Source organism: Geodermatophilus marinus, from assembly GCF_003428645.1.
Classification (GTDB): Bacteria; Actinomycetota; Actinomycetes; order Mycobacteriales; family Geodermatophilaceae; genus Geodermatophilus.
On the sequence record NZ_QVQH01000001.1, the window covers coordinates 280903 to 300551 of the forward strand.

The 19649-nt window shown below is 74.0% G+C and carries 17 protein-coding genes; 16 read left to right on the forward strand and 1 reads right to left on the reverse strand.

All coding sequences use genetic code 11. The annotated features are described in order from the left end of the window. Window positions 1–68: 68 nt before the first annotated feature. From D0Z06_RS01390 to D0Z06_RS01465, 16 genes are all read left to right on the forward strand, one after another. Window positions 69–431, forward strand: a complete 363-nt coding sequence (locus D0Z06_RS01390) for an NADH-quinone oxidoreductase subunit A (protein WP_117375583.1) — start codon at window positions 69–71, stop codon at window positions 429–431. Window positions 432–440: 9 nt separating this feature from the next. After that, the gene (locus tag D0Z06_RS01395; RefSeq protein ID WP_117375584.1) at window positions 441–1109 is read left to right on the forward strand and encodes a NuoB/complex I 20 kDa subunit family protein; all 669 of its coding nucleotides are present in this window, start codon (window positions 441–443) and stop codon (window positions 1107–1109) included. Continuing rightward, entirely contained in the window at window positions 1106–1843 is a 738-nt protein-coding gene (locus tag D0Z06_RS01400; protein ID WP_117375585.1) for an NADH-quinone oxidoreductase subunit C, read from the forward strand. Before D0Z06_RS01395 ends, D0Z06_RS01400 begins: the two co-directional genes overlap by 4 nt. Further along, a complete protein-coding gene (locus tag D0Z06_RS01405) occupies window positions 1840–3171 on the forward strand; it encodes an NADH-quinone oxidoreductase subunit D (RefSeq protein ID WP_117375586.1) in 1332 nt (443 codons plus the stop codon). Before D0Z06_RS01400 ends, D0Z06_RS01405 begins: the two co-directional genes overlap by 4 nt. Window positions 3172–3244: 73 nt before the next feature. Then, window positions 3245–4279, forward strand: a complete 1035-nt coding sequence (gene nuoE / locus D0Z06_RS01410) for an NADH-quinone oxidoreductase subunit NuoE (protein WP_117375587.1) — start codon at window positions 3245–3247, stop codon at window positions 4277–4279. 3 nt (window positions 4280–4282) lie between these two features. Beyond that, window positions 4283–5611 (forward strand): NADH-quinone oxidoreductase subunit NuoF, encoded by a 1329-nt coding sequence (gene nuoF, locus D0Z06_RS01415; protein ID WP_117375588.1) that lies wholly within the window; start codon window positions 4283–4285, stop codon window positions 5609–5611. 103 nt (window positions 5612–5714) lie between these two features. Further along, a complete protein-coding gene (locus tag D0Z06_RS01420) occupies window positions 5715–8183 on the forward strand; it encodes an NADH-quinone oxidoreductase subunit G (RefSeq protein ID WP_117375589.1) in 2469 nt (822 codons plus the stop codon). Beyond that, window positions 8180–9652, forward strand: a complete 1473-nt coding sequence (nuoH, locus tag D0Z06_RS01425; RefSeq protein ID WP_117375590.1) for an NADH-quinone oxidoreductase subunit NuoH — start codon at window positions 8180–8182, stop codon at window positions 9650–9652. Before D0Z06_RS01420 ends, nuoH begins: the two co-directional genes overlap by 4 nt. Further along, window positions 9645–10298, forward strand: a complete 654-nt coding sequence (gene nuoI, locus D0Z06_RS01430; protein WP_233517377.1) for an NADH-quinone oxidoreductase subunit NuoI — start codon at window positions 9645–9647, stop codon at window positions 10296–10298. The genes nuoH and nuoI overlap by 8 nt, the downstream gene beginning before the upstream one ends. Next, a complete protein-coding gene (locus tag D0Z06_RS01435) occupies window positions 10295–11140 on the forward strand; it encodes an NADH-quinone oxidoreductase subunit J (protein ID WP_117375591.1) in 846 nt (281 codons plus the stop codon). Before nuoI ends, D0Z06_RS01435 begins: the two co-directional genes overlap by 4 nt. After that, window positions 11137–11436 (forward strand): NADH-quinone oxidoreductase subunit NuoK, encoded by a 300-nt coding sequence (gene nuoK, locus D0Z06_RS01440; RefSeq protein ID WP_117375592.1) that lies wholly within the window; start codon window positions 11137–11139, stop codon window positions 11434–11436. Before D0Z06_RS01435 ends, nuoK begins: the two co-directional genes overlap by 4 nt. A 19-nt stretch (window positions 11437–11455) precedes the next feature. Continuing rightward, complete coding sequence (gene nuoL, locus D0Z06_RS01445; protein ID WP_199522054.1) at window positions 11456–13351, forward strand: NADH-quinone oxidoreductase subunit L; 1896 nt, start codon at window positions 11456–11458, stop codon at window positions 13349–13351. Window positions 13352–13384: 33 nt separating this feature from the next. After that, on the forward strand, window positions 13385–15055 hold the full coding sequence (locus D0Z06_RS01450) for an NADH-quinone oxidoreductase subunit M (protein ID WP_117375593.1): 1671 nt from the start codon (window positions 13385–13387) through the stop codon (window positions 15053–15055). Continuing rightward, window positions 15055–16593, forward strand: a complete 1539-nt coding sequence (gene nuoN / locus D0Z06_RS01455) for an NADH-quinone oxidoreductase subunit NuoN (protein WP_117375594.1) — start codon at window positions 15055–15057, stop codon at window positions 16591–16593. The genes D0Z06_RS01450 and nuoN overlap by 1 nt, the downstream gene beginning before the upstream one ends. Continuing rightward, window positions 16593–17651 (forward strand): polyprenyl synthetase family protein, encoded by a 1059-nt coding sequence (locus D0Z06_RS01460; protein ID WP_117375595.1) that lies wholly within the window; start codon window positions 16593–16595, stop codon window positions 17649–17651. Before nuoN ends, D0Z06_RS01460 begins: the two co-directional genes overlap by 1 nt. 24 nt (window positions 17652–17675) lie before the next feature. Beyond that, window positions 17676–18908, forward strand: a complete 1233-nt coding sequence (locus tag D0Z06_RS01465; protein WP_117375774.1) for a PQQ-dependent sugar dehydrogenase — start codon at window positions 17676–17678, stop codon at window positions 18906–18908. On the opposite strand, the gene D0Z06_RS01470 is transcribed toward D0Z06_RS01465, so the two are convergent. Further along, window positions 18892–19590, reverse strand: coding sequence for a pyridoxamine 5'-phosphate oxidase family protein (locus D0Z06_RS01470; RefSeq protein ID WP_117375596.1), 699 nt, complete (start codon window positions 19588–19590; stop codon window positions 18892–18894). The genes D0Z06_RS01465 and D0Z06_RS01470 overlap by 17 nt on opposite strands. Window positions 19591–19649: the final 59 nt, after the last annotated feature.

Consider the following 19649-nt stretch of genomic DNA (forward strand, 5'->3'; position numbering starts at 1 on the left):
GTCGACACGGCGCGTCGTCGACCGCCCACTTTCCGGAACGTGACCGCGCTCACCGTAGGGTGCCCCTGATGCTCTCGACCTACGTGCCCATCGTCGGGCTGTTCGCCCTCGCCGCGGCCTTCGCGCTGTTCTCGGTGGCGATCGCGCCGTTCGTCGGGCCGCGCCGGTACAACCGCGCCAAGCTCGCCGCCTACGAGTGCGGCATCGAGCCGGTCGACCAGCCGCTGACCGGCGGCCGGTTCCCGGTGAAGTTCTACCTGACCGCGATGCTGTTCATCGTCTTCGACATCGAGGTGGTCTTCCTCTACCCGTGGGCGGTGGCCAACGACGCGCTCGGGGTGTGGGGCCTGGTCGCGATGGTCGTCTTCATCGGCACCGTCTTCATCGCCTACGCCTACGAGTGGCGGCGCGGCGGGCTCGAGTGGGACTGAGGAGCTGACATGGGTCTCGAGGAGAAGCTGCCGAGCGGCGTCCTGCTCACCACGGTGGAGAAGCTGGTCAACTGGACCCGCAAGTCCTCCCTGTGGCCGGCCACGTTCGGGCTGGCCTGCTGCGCCATCGAGATGATGGCCACCGGCGCGGGCCGCTACGACCTGGCGCGATTCGGCATGGAGGTCTTCCGTGCCTCACCGCGGCAGGCCGACCTGATGATCGTGGCCGGCCGGGTCAGCCAGAAGATGGCTCCGGTCCTGCGGCAGATCTACGACCAGATGCCCGAGCCGCGCTGGGTGCTCTCCATGGGCGTCTGCGCCAGCTCCGGCGGGATGTTCAACAACTACGCGATCGTGCAGGGCGTCGACCACGTCGTCCCCGTGGACATGTACCTGCCCGGCTGCCCGCCGCGGCCGGAGATGCTGGTCGACGCCATCCTCAAGCTGCACCACAAGATCATGCACGAGCCGCTGGGGCCCCGGCGGGCCCGCGAGCTGGAGCGGGCCCGGGCCGAGGGCACCGCCCCCGACCTGCACGTCGAGATGCCCTCCACGGTCCGCGTGGACAAGGCCCGGCGCGCGGCCTACGAGCAGGCGGCCGCGGAGGGCCGCGCCGGTCAGTTCGCGATCGAGCAGCGCGACGGCAACGCGGTCCTGCTGCCGGAGGTCCGGCGGTGACCGGGCCGGGGGACCGCAGCGGCGCCGACCCCTCGCGCGGCGTCGCGGCGCCCGGCGGCGGCTTCCGCAAGGGCGCCTTCGGGGTCACCGGTAGCGGCGACACCTCCGGGTTCGGCGGGCTGGTCCGCGTCGAGCCCGGCGGCGCGGTGGCGCTGCACTCCACCGAGCGGCCCTACGGCGGCTACTTCGACGAGGTCACCGACGCGCTCGTCGAGGCCGTCGGCGAGGCCACCTACGCCGCGGCGGTGCCGCGGGTGGTGGTCGACCGGGGCGAGATCACCTACTTCGTCGTCCGGGAGCACCTGCTCACCCTGGTGCGCGCCCTCCGGGACGACGAGGCGCTGCGGTTCGAGCTGCTCTCCAGCCTCTCCGGCGTCGACTACCTCGACAGCGGCGGCCCGGTGAGCGCGCCGGACCGCCCCCGGCTGCACGTCGTCTACCACCTGACGTCGATGACCTACCGGCGGCGCATCCGCCTGGAGGTCGCGGTGACCGCCGAGGACCCGCACGTCCCGTCGGTGACGCCGGTCTACCCGACGGCGGACTGGCAGGAGCGGGAGGCCTGGGACATGTTCGGCGTCGTCTTCGACGGCCACCCCGCGCTCACCCGGATCCTCATGCCCGACGACTGGGACGGCCACCCGCAGCGCAAGGACTACCCGCTGGGCGGCGTCCCGGTGGAGTACCACGACGCCACCATCCCGCCACCCGACACGAGGCGGAGCTACCGATGAGCACCACGTACAACCCCGCCGACCCCTACGCCGGCTCGCGGGAGACCACCGAGGGGCGGGTCTACACCGTCACCGGCGGCGACTGGGACCAGACGCTCGGGACCGAGGCCTACGGCGAGGAGCGGCTCGTCGTCAACATGGGGCCGCAGCACCCGTCGACGCACGGCGTGCTCCGGCTGGTCCTCGACCTCGAGGGCGAGACCGTCACCAAGGCCCGGGTCGTGGTCGGTTACCTGCACACCGGCATCGAGAAGAACACCGAGTACCGCACCTGGACGCAGGGCACGACGTTCGTGACCCGGATGGACTACCTGTCCCCGCTGTACAACGAGGCCGGCTACTGCCTGGCGGTCGAGAAGCTGCTCGGCATCGAGGCCCCGCCGCGCGCGCAGACGATCCGCGTGCTGGTCATGGAGCTCAACCGGATCGCCTCGCACCTGGTCGCGCTGGCCACGTTCGGCATGGAGATGGGCGCGCTCACCGGCATGACCAACGGCTTCCGCGAGCGGGAGATGGTCCTCGACCTGCTCGAGGAGATCACCGGCCTGCGGATGAACCACGCCTACATCCGCCCCGGCGGGCTGGCCCAGGACCTCCCCGAGGGCGCCGTCGAGCACATCCGTGAGTGGCTCGAGGTCATGCCGGCCCGGGTCGCCGACTTCCACAAGCTGCTCACCGGCCAGCCGATCTGGCAGAACCGGCTCAAGGACGCCGGGTACCTCGACGTCACCGGCTGCGTGGCGCTCGGCATCACCGGCCCGGTGCTGCGGGCCACCGGCCTGCCCTGGGACCTGCGCAAGGTGGAGCCCTACCTGGGCTACGAGACCTACGACTTCGAGGTGCCGACGGCCGACACCTGCGACGCCTGGGGCCGCTACCTGGTCCGCATGGCCGAGGTGAACGAGTCGATGCGGATCATCGAGCAGGCCCTCGACCGGCTCGAGCCCGGCCCGGTCATGGTCGAGGACAGGAAGATCGCCTGGCCCGCGCAGCTGTCGCTGGGCCCGGACGGCATGGGGAACTCGCCGGCCCACGTCGCGCACATCATGGGCCAGTCGATGGAGGCCCTCATCCACCACTTCAAGCTGGTCACCGAGGGCTTCCGCGTGCCGGCCGGGCAGGTCTACGTGCCGGTGGAGAGCCCGCGCGGGGAGCTCGGCTACCACGTGGTCAGCGACGGCGGCACCCGGCCGTGGCGGGTGCACGTGCGCGACCCCAGCTTCGTCAACCTGCAGGCCACGGCGGCGATGAGCGAGGGCGGGATGATCGCCGACGTCATCGCCGCGATCGCCTCGCTCGACCCGGTGATGGGGGGGTGCGACAGGTGAGCCAGCGTACGAGCGAACCCATGAGCACAGCAGCGCCGCGAGCGGCGTCGACGAGCGCCGGCGAGGCGGCGGCGTGAGCGCCCTCCCGGGGAGCGGACCGGGCGCGGCGGTGACGGGGCTGGACGCCTCGCCGGTGGACTCCTCGCCGGAGACCCTGGCGGAGCTGCCGCCGCTGACCGAGCAGACCCGGCGCGAGGCGCGGGAGATCATCGCCCGCTACCCGCAGCCGCGCTCGGCCCTGCTGCCGATGCTGCACCTGGTGCAGAGCTACCAGGGCTACGTCTCACCCGAGGGCGTGGCGCTGTGCGCCGACGAGCTGGGCCTCACCAAGGCCGAGGTCGGGGCGGTCGCGACCTTCTACACGATGTACAAGCGCCGCCCCGCCGGCCGGCACCTGGTCAGCGTGTGCACCAACACGCTGTGCGCCGTCCTGGGCGGGCAGCGGATCTACGACGCGCTGTCGGCGGACCTCGGCATCCACCACGACGAGACCACCGCCGACGGCTCGATCACCCTCGAGCACGCCGAGTGCCTCGCCGCCTGCGACTACGCGCCGGTGGTCACCGTCGACTACGAGTTCTACGACCAGCAGGACGTCGAGAGCGCCCGCTCCCTCGTCGCGGCGTTGCGCCGCGGCGAGAAGCCGCACCCCACCCGGGGCGCCCCGCTCACCGACTTCCGCGGCGTCTCCCGCCAGCTGGCCGGCTTCTCCCAGCACGCCGACGAGGCCGCGGCGCGGGCCGCCGTCGACGCGCCGATGCAGGACGAGCCGACCCTGCGCGGCGTCCGCCTGGCCGCCGAGCGGGGCGAGACCGCCCCGCCCATGCCGGGCCCGGAGCCGGAACCCGCCGACGCGGGGGAGCCGGCGGAGACGGTGGCGCCCTCCGGGGGCACCGGCGAGACGCCGGAGGAGGAGGCCGCCGACGCGCGCGTCGCCGCCGCCGACACCCCCGCGGAGCGGGCCGGCGCCGCGCAGACCCACCCCGACACGGGTGCCGAGTACGGGCGGCCCCGGCCGCCCGCCGGCCGCCAGCGGGAGGGCACCGACACCCCGCCCGCCGCCGAGCCGGCCACCGGCACCGACCCGACCCAGAGCAAGGAGGCCTGACCCGTGCCTCTCACCCCCGTGCTGACCTCGCGGTGGGGCGCCGAGCAGTCCTGGCGGCTGGCCACCTACGAGCGGCTCGACGGCTACAGCGCCCTGCGCACGGCGCTGCGGACGGACCCCGACGAGCTGGTGGCCCTCGTCAAGGACTCCGGCCTGCGCGGCCGCGGCGGCGCCGGGTTCCCCACCGGGATGAAGTGGAGCTTCATCCCGCAGCCCAAGCCGGGGGAGACCCCCACCGGGCCGGCCGCGATGCCCAAGTACCTCGTGGTCAACGCCGACGAGGGGGAGCCGGGCACCTGCAAGGACCTCCCGCTCATGATGACCGACCCCCACTCCCTCGTGGAGGGCGTGATCATCTCGGCGTACGCCATCCGGTCGCGGTTCGCCGTCATCTACGTCCGCGGCGAGGCCGTGCACGCCCACCGCCGGCTGGTCTCGGCCGTCGAGGAGGCCTACGCGGCCGGCTACCTCGGCACCGACATCCTGGGTTCGGGCTACGACCTGGAGCTCGTGGTGCACGCCGGTGCCGGTGCCTACATCTGCGGCGAGGAGACGGCGCTGCTCGACTCGCTCGAGGGCTACCGCGGCCAGCCGCGCCTCAAGCCGCCGTTCCCCGCCGTCGCCGGCCTCTACGGCGCCCCGACGGTGATCAACAACGTGGAGACCCTGGCCAGCGTGCCGTTCGTCGTCCGCGGCGGGGCGGACTGGTTCAAGGAGTTCGGCCCCGAGAAGTCGCCCGGGCCGAAGATCTACTCGATCTCGGGCCGCGTCGTCCGCCCCGGCCAGTACGAGGCCCCCATGGGGACGACGATGCGCGAGCTGCTGGAGATGGCCGGCGGGATCCGCCCCGGGCACCAGCTGAAGTTCTGGACCCCGGGCGGGTCCTCCACCCCGTACTTCACCGCCGAGCACCTCGACGTGCCGCTGGACTTCGACTCGGTCGCGGCCGCCGGCTCGATGCTCGGCACCACCGCGCTCATGGTCTTCGACGAGACCGACTCGATCGTCGAGGCGACGCTGCGGTTCACCGAGTTCTACGCGCACGAGAGCTGCGGCAAGTGCACCCCGTGCCGGGAGGGCACCTACTGGCTGGTGCAGGTCCTCGAGCGGATCGCGCACGGCCGCGGCACCGCCGCCGACCTCGACGTGCTGACCGACACCTGCGACAACATCCTCGGCCGGTCCTTCTGCGCCCTGGGTGACGGCGCGACCAGCTGCATCACCAGCTCGCTCGCGTACTTCCGCGACGACTACGTCGCGCTGCTGCCGCCCGAGGAGCAGGCGCGGCTGGGCCGCTCCCTGCGGCTCGAGCCCGCCGGGGTCGCCTCGTGACCGAGCTCGCGAGGTCGCGCACGGGTCTCGTGACCGAGCTGGCCAGGTCGCGCAGGAGCACCGCACCCCAGGTCGCCGGGACCAGCGCCGGCGAGGAGGACACATGACCGTCACGCCCGCTGCACCGCAGCCCGCGCCGGCCCTGCCGCCGGGTGCGCCGGGCCCGCACACCCCGCCGGACGCCGTGCACTGCACCATCGACGGCTTCGACGTCGCCGTCCCCAAGGGCACGCTGATCATCCGGGCCGCCGAGATGGTCGGCATCCAGATCCCGCGGTTCTGCGACCACCCGCTGCTCGACCCGGTCGGCGCCTGCCGGCAGTGCCTCGTCGAGGTGGAGGGGCAGCGCAAGCCGGTGGCCTCCTGCACCATGCCGGTCACCGACGGCATGGCGGTGCGCACCCAGCTCACCAGCGTCGTCGCCGACAAGGCGCAGCAGGGCACGATGGAGCTGCTGCTGATCAACCACCCGCTGGACTGCCCGGTCTGCGACAAGGGCGGGGAGTGCCCGCTGCAGAACCAGGCGATGAGCAACGGGCGGGCCGAGACCCGGTTCGTCGACGTCAAGCGGACCTACCCGAAGCCGCTGCCGATCAGCAGCGAGATCCTGCTCGACCGGGAGCGCTGCGTGCTCTGCGCCCGCTGCACCCGGTTCTCCCAGCAGGTCGCCGGCGACCCGTTCATCGAGCTGTTCGAGCGCGGCGCGCTGGAGCAGGTCGCCATCTACGAGGACGAGCCGTTCGAGTCCTACTTCTCCGGCAACACCACGCAGATCTGCCCGGTCGGCGCGCTCACCAGCGCCCAGTACCGGTTCCGCTCGCGGCCGTTCGACCTGCGCAGCGAGGACAGCGTCTGCGAGCACTGCGCCTCGGGCTGCGCGCAGCGGACCGACTACCGCCGCGGCCGCGTGCTGCGCCGGCTGGCCGGGGAGGACCCCGAGGTCAACGAGGAGTGGAACTGCGACAAGGGCCGCTTCGCGTTCCGGTACGCGACGGCCAACGAGCGGCTGACCACCCCGCTGGTCCGCCGCGACGGGGTGCTCGAGCCGGCGTCGTGGCCGGAGGCCTGGGCGGTGGCCGCCGAGGGGCTCCGCGCGGCCCGCGCGGCCGGTGGCGTCGGCGTGCTGCCCGGGGGGCGGCTCACCGTCGAGGACGCCTACGCCTACGCGAAGTTCGCCCGGGTGGCACTGGGCACCCACGACGTCGACGCCCGGGCCCGGGCGCACTCCGACGAGGAGCTGGCGTTCCTGGCCGCCCACGTGGCCGGCACCGGCCCGTGGCGCGGTGGGGTCACCTACGCCGACCTGGCGGACGCGCCGGCGGTGCTGCTGGCCGGCTTCGAGCCGGAGGAGGAGTCGCCGATCGTCTTCCTCCGGCTGCGCCGGGCCGTGCGCAAGAACCGGCTCCCGGTCTTCGACCTGGCGCCGTTCGTCACCCGTGCGGCCGAGAAGCTGGAGGCCACGGTGCTCACCACGCTGCCGGGCACCGAGGCCAGGTCGCTGCGCGCGCTGGCCGACGGCAGCTGGGGCGGGCCGGCGGTCGAGGCGATGCGCCGTCCCGGCGCGGTCGTGCTCGCCGGGGAGCGGCTGGCCGAGCTGCCCGGTGCCCTCTCCGCGGTCGCCGAGCTGGCCCGCGTCACGGGTGCCCGGGTGGCCTGGGTGCCCCGGCGCGCCGGCGAGCGGGGTGCGGTCGAGGCCGGCGCGCTGCCGGCCCTGCTGCCCGGCGGGCGGCCGGTCACCGACGCCGGTGCCCGCGCGCGGGTCGCCGCCGCGTGGGGCCTGGCGGACCTGCCGGCCACGCCCGGCCGGGACACCACCGGCATCCTCGCCGCCGTCCGCGAGGGCACCCTCGGGGGCCTGCTCGTCGGCGGCGTCGACCCGGCCGACCTGCCCGACCCGCTGCTGGCGGAGGCCGCCCTGGCCGCGGCCGGGTTCGTGGTCAGCCTGGAGATGCTGCCGAGCGCGGTCACCGCGCACGCCGACGTCGTCCTCCCGGTCGCCGCGGCACCGGAGAAGGCCGGTGGCTACCTCGACTGGGAGGGCCGGCTGCGGTCGTTCGACGCCACGCTGCACGGCACCGGCCAGCTCCCCGACAGCCGCGTGCTGCAGGGCATCGCCGACGAGCTGGACGTCGACCTGGGGCTGCCCACCCCGCAGGCAGCGCGGGCCGAGCTGGCCGCCCTCGGCGCGGTCGACGACCCGCCCGCGGCGACCGGTCTCGACGTGCCCGCCCCCGGGGACGTCGAGCTCACCGGCGACGAGGCGGTGCTGGCCTCCTGGCGCCAGCTGCTCGACGTCGGGACCCTCCAGCGCGACGAGCCCGAGCTCGCCGGGACCGCCCGCCCGCCGGTGGCGCGCATCGGCGGGGACACCGCCCAGCGGCTCGGCGTGGTCGACGGTGACCGGGTCACCGTCCGCGGGGGCGCCGGCGAGATCACCCTGCCGGTGCAGGTGGTCCCGATGCCCGACCGGGTCGTGTGGCTGCCGATGCGCTCGCCCGGCAGCGAGGTCAGGAGCGCCCTGGGCACCGGGCCCGGTGGCGTGGTCCGCGTCGTGGCGGGGGGTGCGGCGTGAGCCTGCTGGCGGCCGAGGACCAGCCCACGCTCGCCGACTTCGGCGGCGACGTCTGGTGGATCGTGCTCATCAAGATCGTCGGCGTGTTCGGCGTCCTGGTGCTGCTGACGCTGTTCGCCATCGTGTTCGAGCGCAAGGTCGTCGCGCGGATGCAGCAGCGGATCGGCCCCAACCGCGTCGGGCCCCGCGGCTACCTGCAGAGCCTCGCCGACGGCCTGAAGCTGGCGTTCAAGGAAGACATCATGCCGGCGATGGCCGACCGGCCGGTGTACTTCCTGGCCCCGGTCCTGGCCACCGTCCCGGCCTTCGTGGCCTTCTCGGTCATCCCGCTCGGCCCGGTGGTCAGCATCTTCGGCGAGCGGACGCCGCTGCAGCTCACCGACGCCCCGATCGGGGTGCTCATCGTGCTGGCCTGCTCGGCGATGGGCATCTACGGCATCGTGCTCGGCGGCTGGGCCTCGGGGTCGACGTACCCGCTGCTGGGCTCGCTGCGCAGCGCCGCGCAGATGGTCAGCTACGAGATCGCGATGGGGCTGTCCATCGTCGCGGTGTTCCTCTACGCCGGCACGATGTCCACCTCGGGCATCGTCGCCGCCCAGGCCGACGGCAACGAGGTCTCCTTCTTCGGCCTGGAGTTCACCGGGCCCAGCTGGTACGGGGTGCTGCTGCCGGTCAGCTTCGTCATCTACGCGATCGCGGTGGTCGGCGAGACCAACCGGGCGCCGTTCGACCTGCCCGAGGCCGAGAGCGAGCTGGTCGGCGGGTTCCACACCGAGTACACGTCGCTGAAGTTCGCGCTGTTCTTCCTCGCCGAGTACATCAACATGGTCACCGTCTCCGCCCTGGCCGCGACCCTGTTCCTGGGCGGCTGGCGGGCCCCGTGGCCGATCTCGATCTGGGACGGCGCCAACAGCGGCTGGTGGCCGCTGCTGTGGTTCTTCCTCAAGGTCGTCGCCGCGCTCTTCGTCTTCATCTGGCTGCGCGGGACGCTGCCCCGGCTGCGCTACGACCAGTTCATGCGCTTCGGCTGGAAGGTGCTCGTCCCCGTCGCGCTGGTGTGGATCCTCATCGTCGCGACGATGCGCACCGTCTCCCGCGAGGCCGACCTCTCGGCCGGCCAGGTGGCGCTGTTCGTCGGCGTCCCGGCCGCGCTGCTCGTCCTCGCCGTCCTGCTGGTGGCGAGCCGGGCCACCAACCGGGACACCCGCGTGGCCGCGGTCAAGGCCGCGGCCGGTTCCACCCACCCGACCGACGCCGAGCCGGAGGTCCTGCCGCCGGCCGGGCCGCGGCGGCGGCCGGCCCAGCGGACCGGGCCGAGCCGCGCCGAGGGCGGCTTCCCCGTCCCGCCGATGGACCTGGCGGTGCCGCCGTCGCCGCGGCTGCGGCGCTCGGAGTCCGTCGCCGCCGGCACGGTCGTGGGCACCGGCCGGCGCAGCACCACCACGATCGAGGAGGACGGCGATGGCTGAGCGCGGCGACGTGGACCGCCGGTCCCCGCACCCGCACGACCCCGGCCACGACACGGTGGCGCAGGCCGGGCGCGAGGTGGCCCGCCGCGACCGCGACGCGGGCCCGGTCCGGCGGTCCAGCTGGCTGCCCGGGCCGGGTCAGGGCTTCGGCGTCACCTTCGGCCAGATCTTCCGCAAGGTGACCACCGAGGAGTACCCCGAGGTCCCCAAGGTCACCAAGCCGCGCTACCACGGGCGGCACGTGCTCAACCGGCACCCGGACGGACTGGAGAAGTGCGTCGGCTGCGAGCTGTGCGCGTGGGCCTGCCCGGCCGACGCGATCTACGTCGAGGGCGGCGACAACACCGAGGACGCGCGCTACTCGCCCGGTGAGCGCTACGGCCGCATCTACCAGATCAACTACCTGCGGTGCATCTTCTGCGGCCTGTGCATCGAGGCCTGCCCGACCCGCTCGCTGACGATGAGCAACGACTTCGAGCTCGCCGACGACAACCGCGCCGACCTCATCTACACCAAGGAGCAGCTGATGGCCCCGCTGCTCCCCGGCATGGAGGCGCCGCCGCACCCGATGCGGCTCGGCGACGACGAGAAGGACTACTACGTGCGGATGCCCCAGGACCTGCCGGCCGTCCGGGAGGGTTCGTGAACGAGGTGGTCATCGGCACCGGCGAGGCCGTCGTCTTCTGGATCCTGGGGCCGATCGCCCTCGCCGGCGCCCTCGGCATGGTGCTCTCCCGCAACGCCGTGCACTCGGCGCTGTGGCTGGTCAACACGATGCTGGCGCTGGGCGTCTTCTACGTCGTCCAGGAGGCGCCGTTCCTGGGCGCGGTCCAGATCATCGTCTACACCGGCGCCATCATGATCCTCTTCCTCTTCGTGCTCATGCTCGTCGGCCGGGACTCCTCCGACTCGGTCGTGGAGACCCTGCGCGGGCAGCGGGTGGGTGCCCTGCTGTTCGGCGCCGGCTTCGCCGCCCTCGTGGGCGCGGGCACCGCGCGGGCCACCCGGGACCTGCCGGTCGAGGGCCTGGCCGCCGTCCAGGGCGGGGAGGGCGGCGCCGCCGCGGGCAACATCGACGCGATCGCCGCGGTCCTCTACAGCCGCTACCTGCTGGCCTTCGAGGTCACCGGTGCCCTGCTCATCACCGCGGCGGTCGGAGCGCTCGTGCTCACCCACGTGGAGCGGGAGGCCGGGACCCGGCGCACGCAGAAGGAGCTCTCGCGCGCCCGCTTCCTCACCGACCGGCCGCAGACCCTGCCCGGCCCGGGTGTGTTCGCCCGCGCGAACTCCGTGGCCGCCCCGGCGCTGCTGCCGGACGGCCGGGTCGCCGAGGACAGCCTCGCGACCGGCATCGACCCGCAGGAGGTCACCCCGATGCCCCGGCCGACCGGCCGCGAGCAGCTCGGCAGCCCCGACGCCGCGCTGGGCGCCCTCGACCCGACGGTCAGCGACGTGCCCGGCGGCCGCGAGGGCGGTGAGCACCGGTGAGTCTCACGCACTACCTGGTGCTCGCCGCGATCCTGTTCACCATCGGCGCGGTCGGCGTGCTCGTGCGCCGCAACGCGATCGTCGTCTTCATGTGCGTCGAGCTCATGCTCAACGCGGTGAACCTGACGCTGGTGACCTTCGCGCGGTCCACCGGCACCATCGACGGCCAGATCATGGCGCTGTTCGTCATGGTCGTCGCCGCGTCCGAGGTGGTCGTCGGCCTCGCGATCATCATGTCGATCTACCGGACCCGCCGGTCGGCGTCGGTCGACGACGCCAGCCTGCTCAAGTACTGAGAGGACGGGGACCCGGTAGATGGAGATCGTGCCCGCGGAGGGGCTGCTCGCCGCCTCCTGGCTGCTCATCGCCCTGCCCCTCGCCGGCGCCGCCGTGCTGCTGCTCGGCGGCCGGCGCACCGACCGGTGGGGTCACCTGCTGGGGACGGCGACCGTCGTCGCCGCCTTCCTCCTGGGGCTGGCCTGCACGCTGCAGCTCGACGGCCGCCGGGTGGACGTCGACCTGTTCACCTTCGTCTCCACCGGCTCCCTCGACGTCCAGGCCGGACTGCTCTACGACCCGCTCTCGGCGGTCTTCGTCCTGCTGATCACCGGCGTGGGCTCGCTCATCCACGTCTACTCGATCGGCTACATGGCGCACGACCCGCGCCGCCGCCGGTTCTTCGCCTACCTCAACCTCTTCGTCGCCGCGATGCTGCTGCTCGTCCTCGGCGACAACTACGTGGCCCTCTACGTCGGCTGGGAGGGCGTCGGCCTGGCGTCCTACCTGCTCATCGCGTTCTGGCACGAGCGCCCCACGGCGGCCACCGCGGCGAAGAAGGCCTTCATCATGAACCGGGTCGGTGACGTCGGCCTGGCCCTGGCGATCTTCATCATGTTCGCCCAGCTCGGCACGGTCACCTACGAGGGCGTGTTCGGGCAGGTCGGCACGCTGGCCGGCGGCACGATCACCGCCCTCGGCCTGCTCCTGCTGCTGGGCGCCTGCGGCAAGTCCGGCCAGTTCCCGCTGCAGGCCTGGCTCCCGGACGCCATGGAGGGCCCGACCCCGGTGTCGGCGCTCATCCACGCCGCGACCATGGTGACCGCCGGGGTGTACCTCATCGCCCGCAGCGCCCCCGTCTACGACCTCACGCCCACCGCGCGGGCCGTCGTCCTCGCCGTCGGGGCGATCACCCTGCTGATCGGGGCGATCGTCGGCTGCGCCCAGGACGACATCAAGAAGGTGCTGGCCTACTCGACGGTCAGCCAGATCGGCTACATGTTCCTGGCCGTCGGGCTCGGTCCCGCCGGGTACGTCGCCGGCCTGGCGCACCTGCTCACCCACGGCTTCTTCAAGGCCGGGCTGTTCCTCGGCGCCGGGTCGGTCATGCACGCGATGGACGACTCGGTGGACATGCGCCGCTTCGGCGGGCTGGCCCCGCGGATGAAGGTCACGTTCGTCACCTTCGGCCTGGGCTACCTGGCGCTGATCGGCTTTCCCTTCCTGTCGGGCTTCTACACCAAGGACGCGATCATCGAGGCCGCCTTCGACCGCGGGGACGGCTGGGGCTACGTGCTCGGCGGCGTGGCGATCCTGGCGGCCGGGCTGACCGCCTTCTACATGACCCGGCTGATGCTCATGACCTTCTTCGGCCGGCCGCGCTGGGAGGAGGGCGTGCACCCGCACGAGGCGCCGTCGGTCATGACCGCGCCGATGGTGCTGCTGGCGCTCGGGTCGGTGTTCGCCGGCTTCCTGCTGGTCGTGGCGTTCCCGCTGGAGGAGTGGTTCGCGCCGGTGTTCGGCGAGCCCGAGGAGGTCGAGCACGTGGTCGCCCCGATCGTGGTCAGCGTGCTCGTGACCCTCGTGATGGTGCTCGGGGTCGCCGCCGCCTGGGCCTTCGTCGGCCGCCGCGAGGTGCCGGTCACCGCCCCCGCCCGGGTGTCGCCGGTGGTGCGCGCCGCGCGGCGGGCGCTCTACGCCGACACGGTCAACGAGTCGCTGTTCATGCGGCCCGGCCAGTGGCTGACCCGCGCCCTGGTGTTCGTGGACAACCGCGGGGTGGACGGCGCGGTGAACGGGCTGGCCGCGACGCTGGGCGGCTCGTCGGCCCGGCTGGGCCGGGCGCAGACCGGCTTCGTGCGCTCCTACGCGCTCACCGTCCTCGGCGGCGCGGTGGTGGTGGCGGGTGCACTGCTGGCGGTGACGGCGGGATGACCCGGCGGACGACGAACGGAGAGGTCCTGCCCCGTGACTGACTTCCCCTGGCTGCTGGCCATGATCGCGGTCCCCGCGGTGGGGGCCGCGGCGGTCGCGGCGCTGCCCAAGGGGCGCGACCACCTGGCCCGGCAGGTCGCGCTCGGCGTCAGCCTCCTCGTGCTGGTGCTGACCGTGCTCGCCACGGTGGCCTTCGACACCGGCGGGCCGCGGTTCCAGCTGACCACGTCGGTCTCGTGGATCCCCGACTTCGGGGTCGACTTCGCCCTCGGCGTCGACGGCATCGCGCTGGTCATGCTGCTGCTCATCGGCGTCCTGGTCCCGGTCGTCGTGCTCGCCTCCTGGCGGGAGACCGCGCCCGGGCCGCGGTCGATGACCGCCTTCTGGGCCTGGCTGCTGCTGCTCGAGTCGCTGATGGTCGGGGTCTTCGCCGCGACCGACGTCTTCCTGTTCTACGTGTTCTTCGAGGCGATGCTCGTCCCGATGTACTTCCTGATCGGCAGCTTCGGCGGGCCGCGCCGGCAGTACGCGGCGGTGAAGTTCTTCCTGTACAGCCTGGTCGGCGGGCTGGTCATGCTCGCCGCGGTCATCGGCCTGTACGTGGTGAGCAACAGCCAGCTGGGCGAGGGCACCTTCGCCTTCGACGCGCTGCGCCAGCTCGACATCGACCCCGGGGTGCAGAAGCTGCTCTTCCTCGGCTTCTTCACCGCCTTCGCGATCAAGGCGCCGCTGGTCCCCTTCCACACCTGGCTGCCCGACTCCGGTGCCGAGGCGCCGGTCGGCGGCGCGGTGCTGCTGGTCGGCGTCCTCGACAAGGTCGGGACGTTCGGCTTCCTGCGCTACTGCCTGCCGCTGTTCCCCGACGCCTCCCGCGACCTCGCGCCGCTGGTCCTGGTGCTGGCGGTCATCGGCATCCTGTACGCCGCGCTGCTGGCGATGGGGCAGACCGACATGAAGCGGCTGGTCTCCTACACGTCGATCGCCCACTTCGGCTTCATCGCCCTGGGGATCTTCGCCTTCACCACGGAGGCGGCCACCGGCTCGGTCGTGTACATGGTCAACCACGGCATCGCGACCGGGCTGCTGTTCCTCGTCGTCGGGATGCTCATCGCCCGCGGCGGCTCGCGGTTGGTCGGCGACTACGGCGGGGTGGCCGCGCAGGCCCCCCTGCTCGCCGGCGTCTTCCTGGTGGCGGGTCTGGCCTCGCTGGCGCTGCCCGGCACCGGCAGCTTCGTCGGCGAGTTCCTCGTGCTGATCGGCTCGTTCCCCGAGGTGCCGGTGTACACGGTGCTGGCGACCGTCGGGATCGTGCTGGCCGCCCTCTACGTGCTGCTCGTGTACCAGCGGACCATGCACGGCCCGCCCCGCGGCGTCCTGCTCGAGCGGGCGCCGGCGCCGGGACCCGTGCCCGCCGGTGGTGGCGGTGCCACCGCGACCACCACCGGGACCACCACGACGACCACCGCGACGACCACCGCGACCGCCGGCCCCGCCCGGCTGCGGGTCAGCGACCTCTCCCGCCGGGAGATGGCCGTCGCCGCCCCGCTGGTCGCGCTGGTGCTCGTGCTCGGCTTCTATCCGCAGCCGCTGCTCGACCTCATCGAGCCCGCGGTCGCCGCCACCATGGTCGACGTCGGCGTGGACCCCGGCACCGCCGTGCCGGCCGGCAGCGGCCTCACCACCGGCCCCGGGGGGACCGACTGATGATCGACACCCCGGAGCTCTCGCTCGCGGCGCTGGCGCCGCTGCTGTTCGTGCTCGGCGCGGCCTGCGTGGGCGTGCTGGTCGAGTCGTTCGTCCCCCGGGAGAACCGGCACCCGGTCCAGGTCGGCGTGGCGCTGGCGGGCACCCTCGGCGGGCTGGTCACCACCCTGGCGCTGGCCGGCGAGCGCACGGTGACCGCCGAGGGCGCGCTGGCCGTCGACGGTGCGGCGGTCTTCCTCCAGGCCACCATCGCCGGGCTCGGCGCCCTGGCCGTGCTCCTGTTCGCCGAGCGCTCGCTCGACCCGGCGCGCTCGGCGTTCGTGGCCTCGGCGGCGGTCCCGGCCGGCACCGCGCGGGACCGCGAGCTGGCCACCTCCGAGCAGGTCCAGACCGAGGTCTACCCGCTGGCGACCTTCGCCATCGGCGGGATGATGCTGTTCGTCTCGGCCAACGACCTCCTGGTCATGTTCGTGGCCCTCGAGGTGCTCAGCCTGCCGCTGTACCTCATCTGCGGGATGGCCCGCCGCCGGCGGCTGCTCTCCCAGGAGGCGGCGGTCAAGTACTTCCTGCTCGGGGCGTTCGCCTCGGCGTTCTTCCTCTACGGCCTCGCCCTCGTCTACGGCGCCACCGGCAGCATCCGGTTCTCCGAGATCCGGGCGGCGTCCACCGCCGAGGGCACCGGCACCCTGCTGGTGCTCGGGCTCGGGCTGCTCGTCGTCGGGCTGATGTTCAAGGCCAGCGTCGCGCCGTTCCACGCGTGGACGCCCGACGTCTACCAGGGCGCGCCCACGCCGGTCACCGCCTTCATGGCCGCCTGCACCAAGGTGGCCGCCTTCGGCGCGATCCTGCGGCTGCTCTACGTCGCCTTCGGCACCAGCGAGTGGACCTGGCGGCCGCTGGTGTACGGCATCGCGATCGTCTCGATGGTGGTGGGCGCGGTGCTCGCGCTCACCCAGACCGACCTCAAGCGCATGCTCGCCTACTCGTCCATCGCGCACGCCGGGTTCCTCCTCACCGGCGTCATCGGCCTCGGCGGGGACGGCGGGGGCTCCGGCCTGGCGGCCACGATGTTCTACCTGCTCGCCTACGGCCTGACCACGCTGGGCGCCTTCGCCGTCCTCACCCTGGTCCGCGAGGGCGACGGCGAGGCCACCCACCTGTCCCGGTGGGCCGGCCTGGCGCGCCGCTCGCCGCTCACCGCCGCGGTGATGGCGCTGTTCATGCTGGCGCTGGCCGGGATCCCGCTCACCAGCGGCTTCACCGGCAAGTTCGCCGTCTTCCGGGCGGCGATCGACGCCGGGGCGTGGCCGCTGGTGGTCGTCGCCGTGCTGGCCAGCGCCGTGGCCGCCTTCTTCTACCTGCGGGTGATGGTGCTCATGTACTTCAGCGACCCGGCGCCCGACGGTCCGACGGTCGGTGTGCCGGGCCTGCCGACGACGATCGTGCTGGCCGTGACCGCGACCGCCACCCTCGTCCTGGGGATCGTCCCCGGGGCGGTGCTCGACCTCGCCGACCAGGCGGCTATCTTCGTCGGTTGATGACCGGAGCCAGCGCCGCCGTCGACGGGGACACCCCGGGCGACACCTGGCAGCGGATCGCGACCCCCGCCTCCACCGTCGGGCCCTGGCTGCCCGACGGCGAGCTCGGCGCGCGCCTCGCCGAGGGGCTCGGGCGCGTCGAGGCCCTCCTGCGGACGTCGGTCGACAGCGAGCACCCCTTCGTGCAGGAGGCCGCCGGGCACCTGGTCTCCGCCGGCGGCAAGCGGTTCCGGCCGCTGCTGGCGCTGCTGGCCGCCGAGCTCGGCGACCCCCTCGCCCCCGGCGTGACCGAGGCCGCGGTGGTGTGCGAGCTCACCCACCTCGCCACGCTGTACCACGACGACGTCATGGACGAGGCCGCCGTCCGCCGGGGGGCCCCGAGCGCGAACAGCCGCTGGAGCAACAGCGTCGCCATCCTCACCGGCGACCTGCTGTTCGCCCGGGCCTCCGACCTGCTCGCCGACCTCGGGCCGGACGCGGTGCGCATCCAGGCGCGCACCTTCGAGCGGCTGGTCACCGGCCAGATCCGGGAGACCGTGGGACCGCCCGCGGGGACCGACCCGGTGGACCACCACCTCGGCGTGCTGGCCGACAAGACCGGTTCCCTGGTGGCCACCTCGGCGCGCTTCGGTGCCTCGTTCGCCGGGGTCGACGGCGAGCTCGTCCGGGCGCTCACCGCCTTCGCGGAGGAGGTCGGGGTGGCGTTCCAGCTCTCCGACGACCTGCTCGACATCGTCAGCCAGGACGGTGCGTCGGGGAAGCGGCCCGGCACGGACCTCCGGGAGGGCGTCGCCACGCTGCCGGTGCTGTTCGCCCTCGCGGGGGACGACCCGGCCGAGGCGCGGCTGCGCGAGCTGGTCACCGGCCCGCTGACCGACGACGACCGGCACGCCGAGGCGCTGGCCCTGCTGCGCTCCTCGGCGTCGCTGCGGCGCGCCGCGGAGGTGCTGCGGGAGTACGCCGACCGGGCCCGGGCCCGGCTCGACCCCGTTCCCGAGGGGCCCGTGCGCGAGGCCCTCTCGGCGCTCTGCGACTACGTGGTGACCCGCACCAGTTGAACCCGGCGGCGCATGCTGGGGTGCATGCGCCGACCCGTCCTCGCCCTGGCCGCGCTCCTCCTCGTCCCGGCCTGCGCGGCCTCGGGCGAGGAGGCAGCCCCACCGGCGGGGACGTCGGCGCCGGCGGGCACCGCCCCGTCGACGTCCGCCACCGCGCCCGGGACCGCGCCCGCCACGACCCCCGCGCTCGACGTCACGGTGCTCGCCGACGGGCTGGACCACCCGTGGGACGTCGTCCGGGCCCCCGACGGCACGCTGCTGGTCGACGAGCGCGCCGGCGGCCTCACCGCGGTCCTGCCCGACGGCACGGTCCAGCCGGTGCGGGCCGACCTCGGCGACCTCTTCGTCGACGGGGAGACCGGCCTCATGGGGCTCGCCCTGGACCCGTCCTTCGAGGAGAACCGGCGCTTCTACACCTGCCAGGGCGTCACCGACGGCGGCCCGGGCGGCGGCCCGTCGATCGAGGTCATCGCCTGGACGGTGGCCGGGGACTGGAGCTCGGCGACCCGGGTCGACGACCCGCTGATCGGCGGCATCCCGGTCAACGAGCGCACCGGCCGGCACGGCGGCTGCCGGGTGCAGTTCGCCCCGGACGGCGCGCTGCTCGTCGGCACCGGGGACAACGCGGTGGGCGCCTACCCGCAGGACCTCGGCACGCTGGCGGGGAAGGTGCTGCGGGCCGACCCGGCCACCGGGCAGGCCCTCCCGGACAATCCCTTCGCGGGCTCGGGCGACGGTGCCGCCGACCTGGTCTGGACCTACGGGCACCGCAACGTGCAGGGGCTGGCGGTCCGTCCCGGCACCGGTCAGGTGTACTCGGTGGAGCACGGTCCCGACCGGGACGACGAGGTCAACCGGCTGCAGCCCGGCGGCAACCACGGCTGGGACCCCGACGGGCCGGGCGGGAGCTACGACGAGAGCGTGCCGATGACCGACCCGGCGATCGAGGGCGCCGTCCCCGCCGTGTGGGCCTCCGGCGCCCCGCCCGTCGCACCGAGCGGCGGCACGTTCCTCGCGGGGGAGGAGTGGGGCACCTACGACGGCCTGCTCGTGATCGGCGCCCTGCGGGGGGAGCACGTGCACGCGCTGCGGCTCGACGACGCCGGCCGGCTGGTCGAGGGCTTCCGGCTGCCCGAGCTCGACGGCACCCACGGCCGCATCCGCGCGCTGGAGACGGGGGCGGACGGGGCGCTGTACGTCACCACCGACAACGGCGGCGGGGAGGACGTCGTCCTCCGGGTCACGCCCGGGGGCTGACCACCCCGACGGGAGCCCGGTCCCGCACGCGGCCGGGCACCGGCGTCCCCGGCGGCAGCAGCGGGCAGGGCTCGGGGGCACCCAGCACGGTGCGCACCGGCAGCACGCCCGCCCACACCGGGTCGGGGTCGCCGGCGGCCGGCAGGTCCCGCTCGTCGTCCCCCGGCGGGCCGGTGCGCACCTTGACGCTGGCCTCGGTGAGGTCGAGCGCCAGGACCGCGGTGGCGGCCAGCTCCCTGCGGTCGGGCCGGCGGGTGGCCGACCACGACCCGGGGGCCAGGTGCTCGGTGAGCACCGCCAGCCCGTGGCGCCGCTCGTCCGGATCGGCCAGCAGCCGCGCCGTGCCGTGCACCACGGCGCAGCGGTAGTTGACCGAGTGGTGGAACGCCGAGCGGGCGTAGACGACGCCGTCCAGGTGGGTGACGGTGAAGCACACCGGCGCACCGGCGGCGGCCGCTCGCAGCGTGGCGGCCCTGGTCGAGCCGTGCAGGTAGAGCGTGTCCCCGTCGCGGCCGTAGCCGGTGGGCAGCACCACCGGGGCGTCCCCGAGCACCACCGCCAGGTGGCCGATCAGCCCCGCGTCCAGCACCGCGTACAGGTCCCGCCGGTCGGTGCGGGCGCGCCGGGGGGCCCGGCGGACGGTGCTGCGGGCGGTGGGCGAGAGGGGCGGTGCGGTGTCCACGCGCCCACCCTGCCGCGGGGCGTGGCATCCTCCAACGGCCAATCCGGGGGATTCCCGGG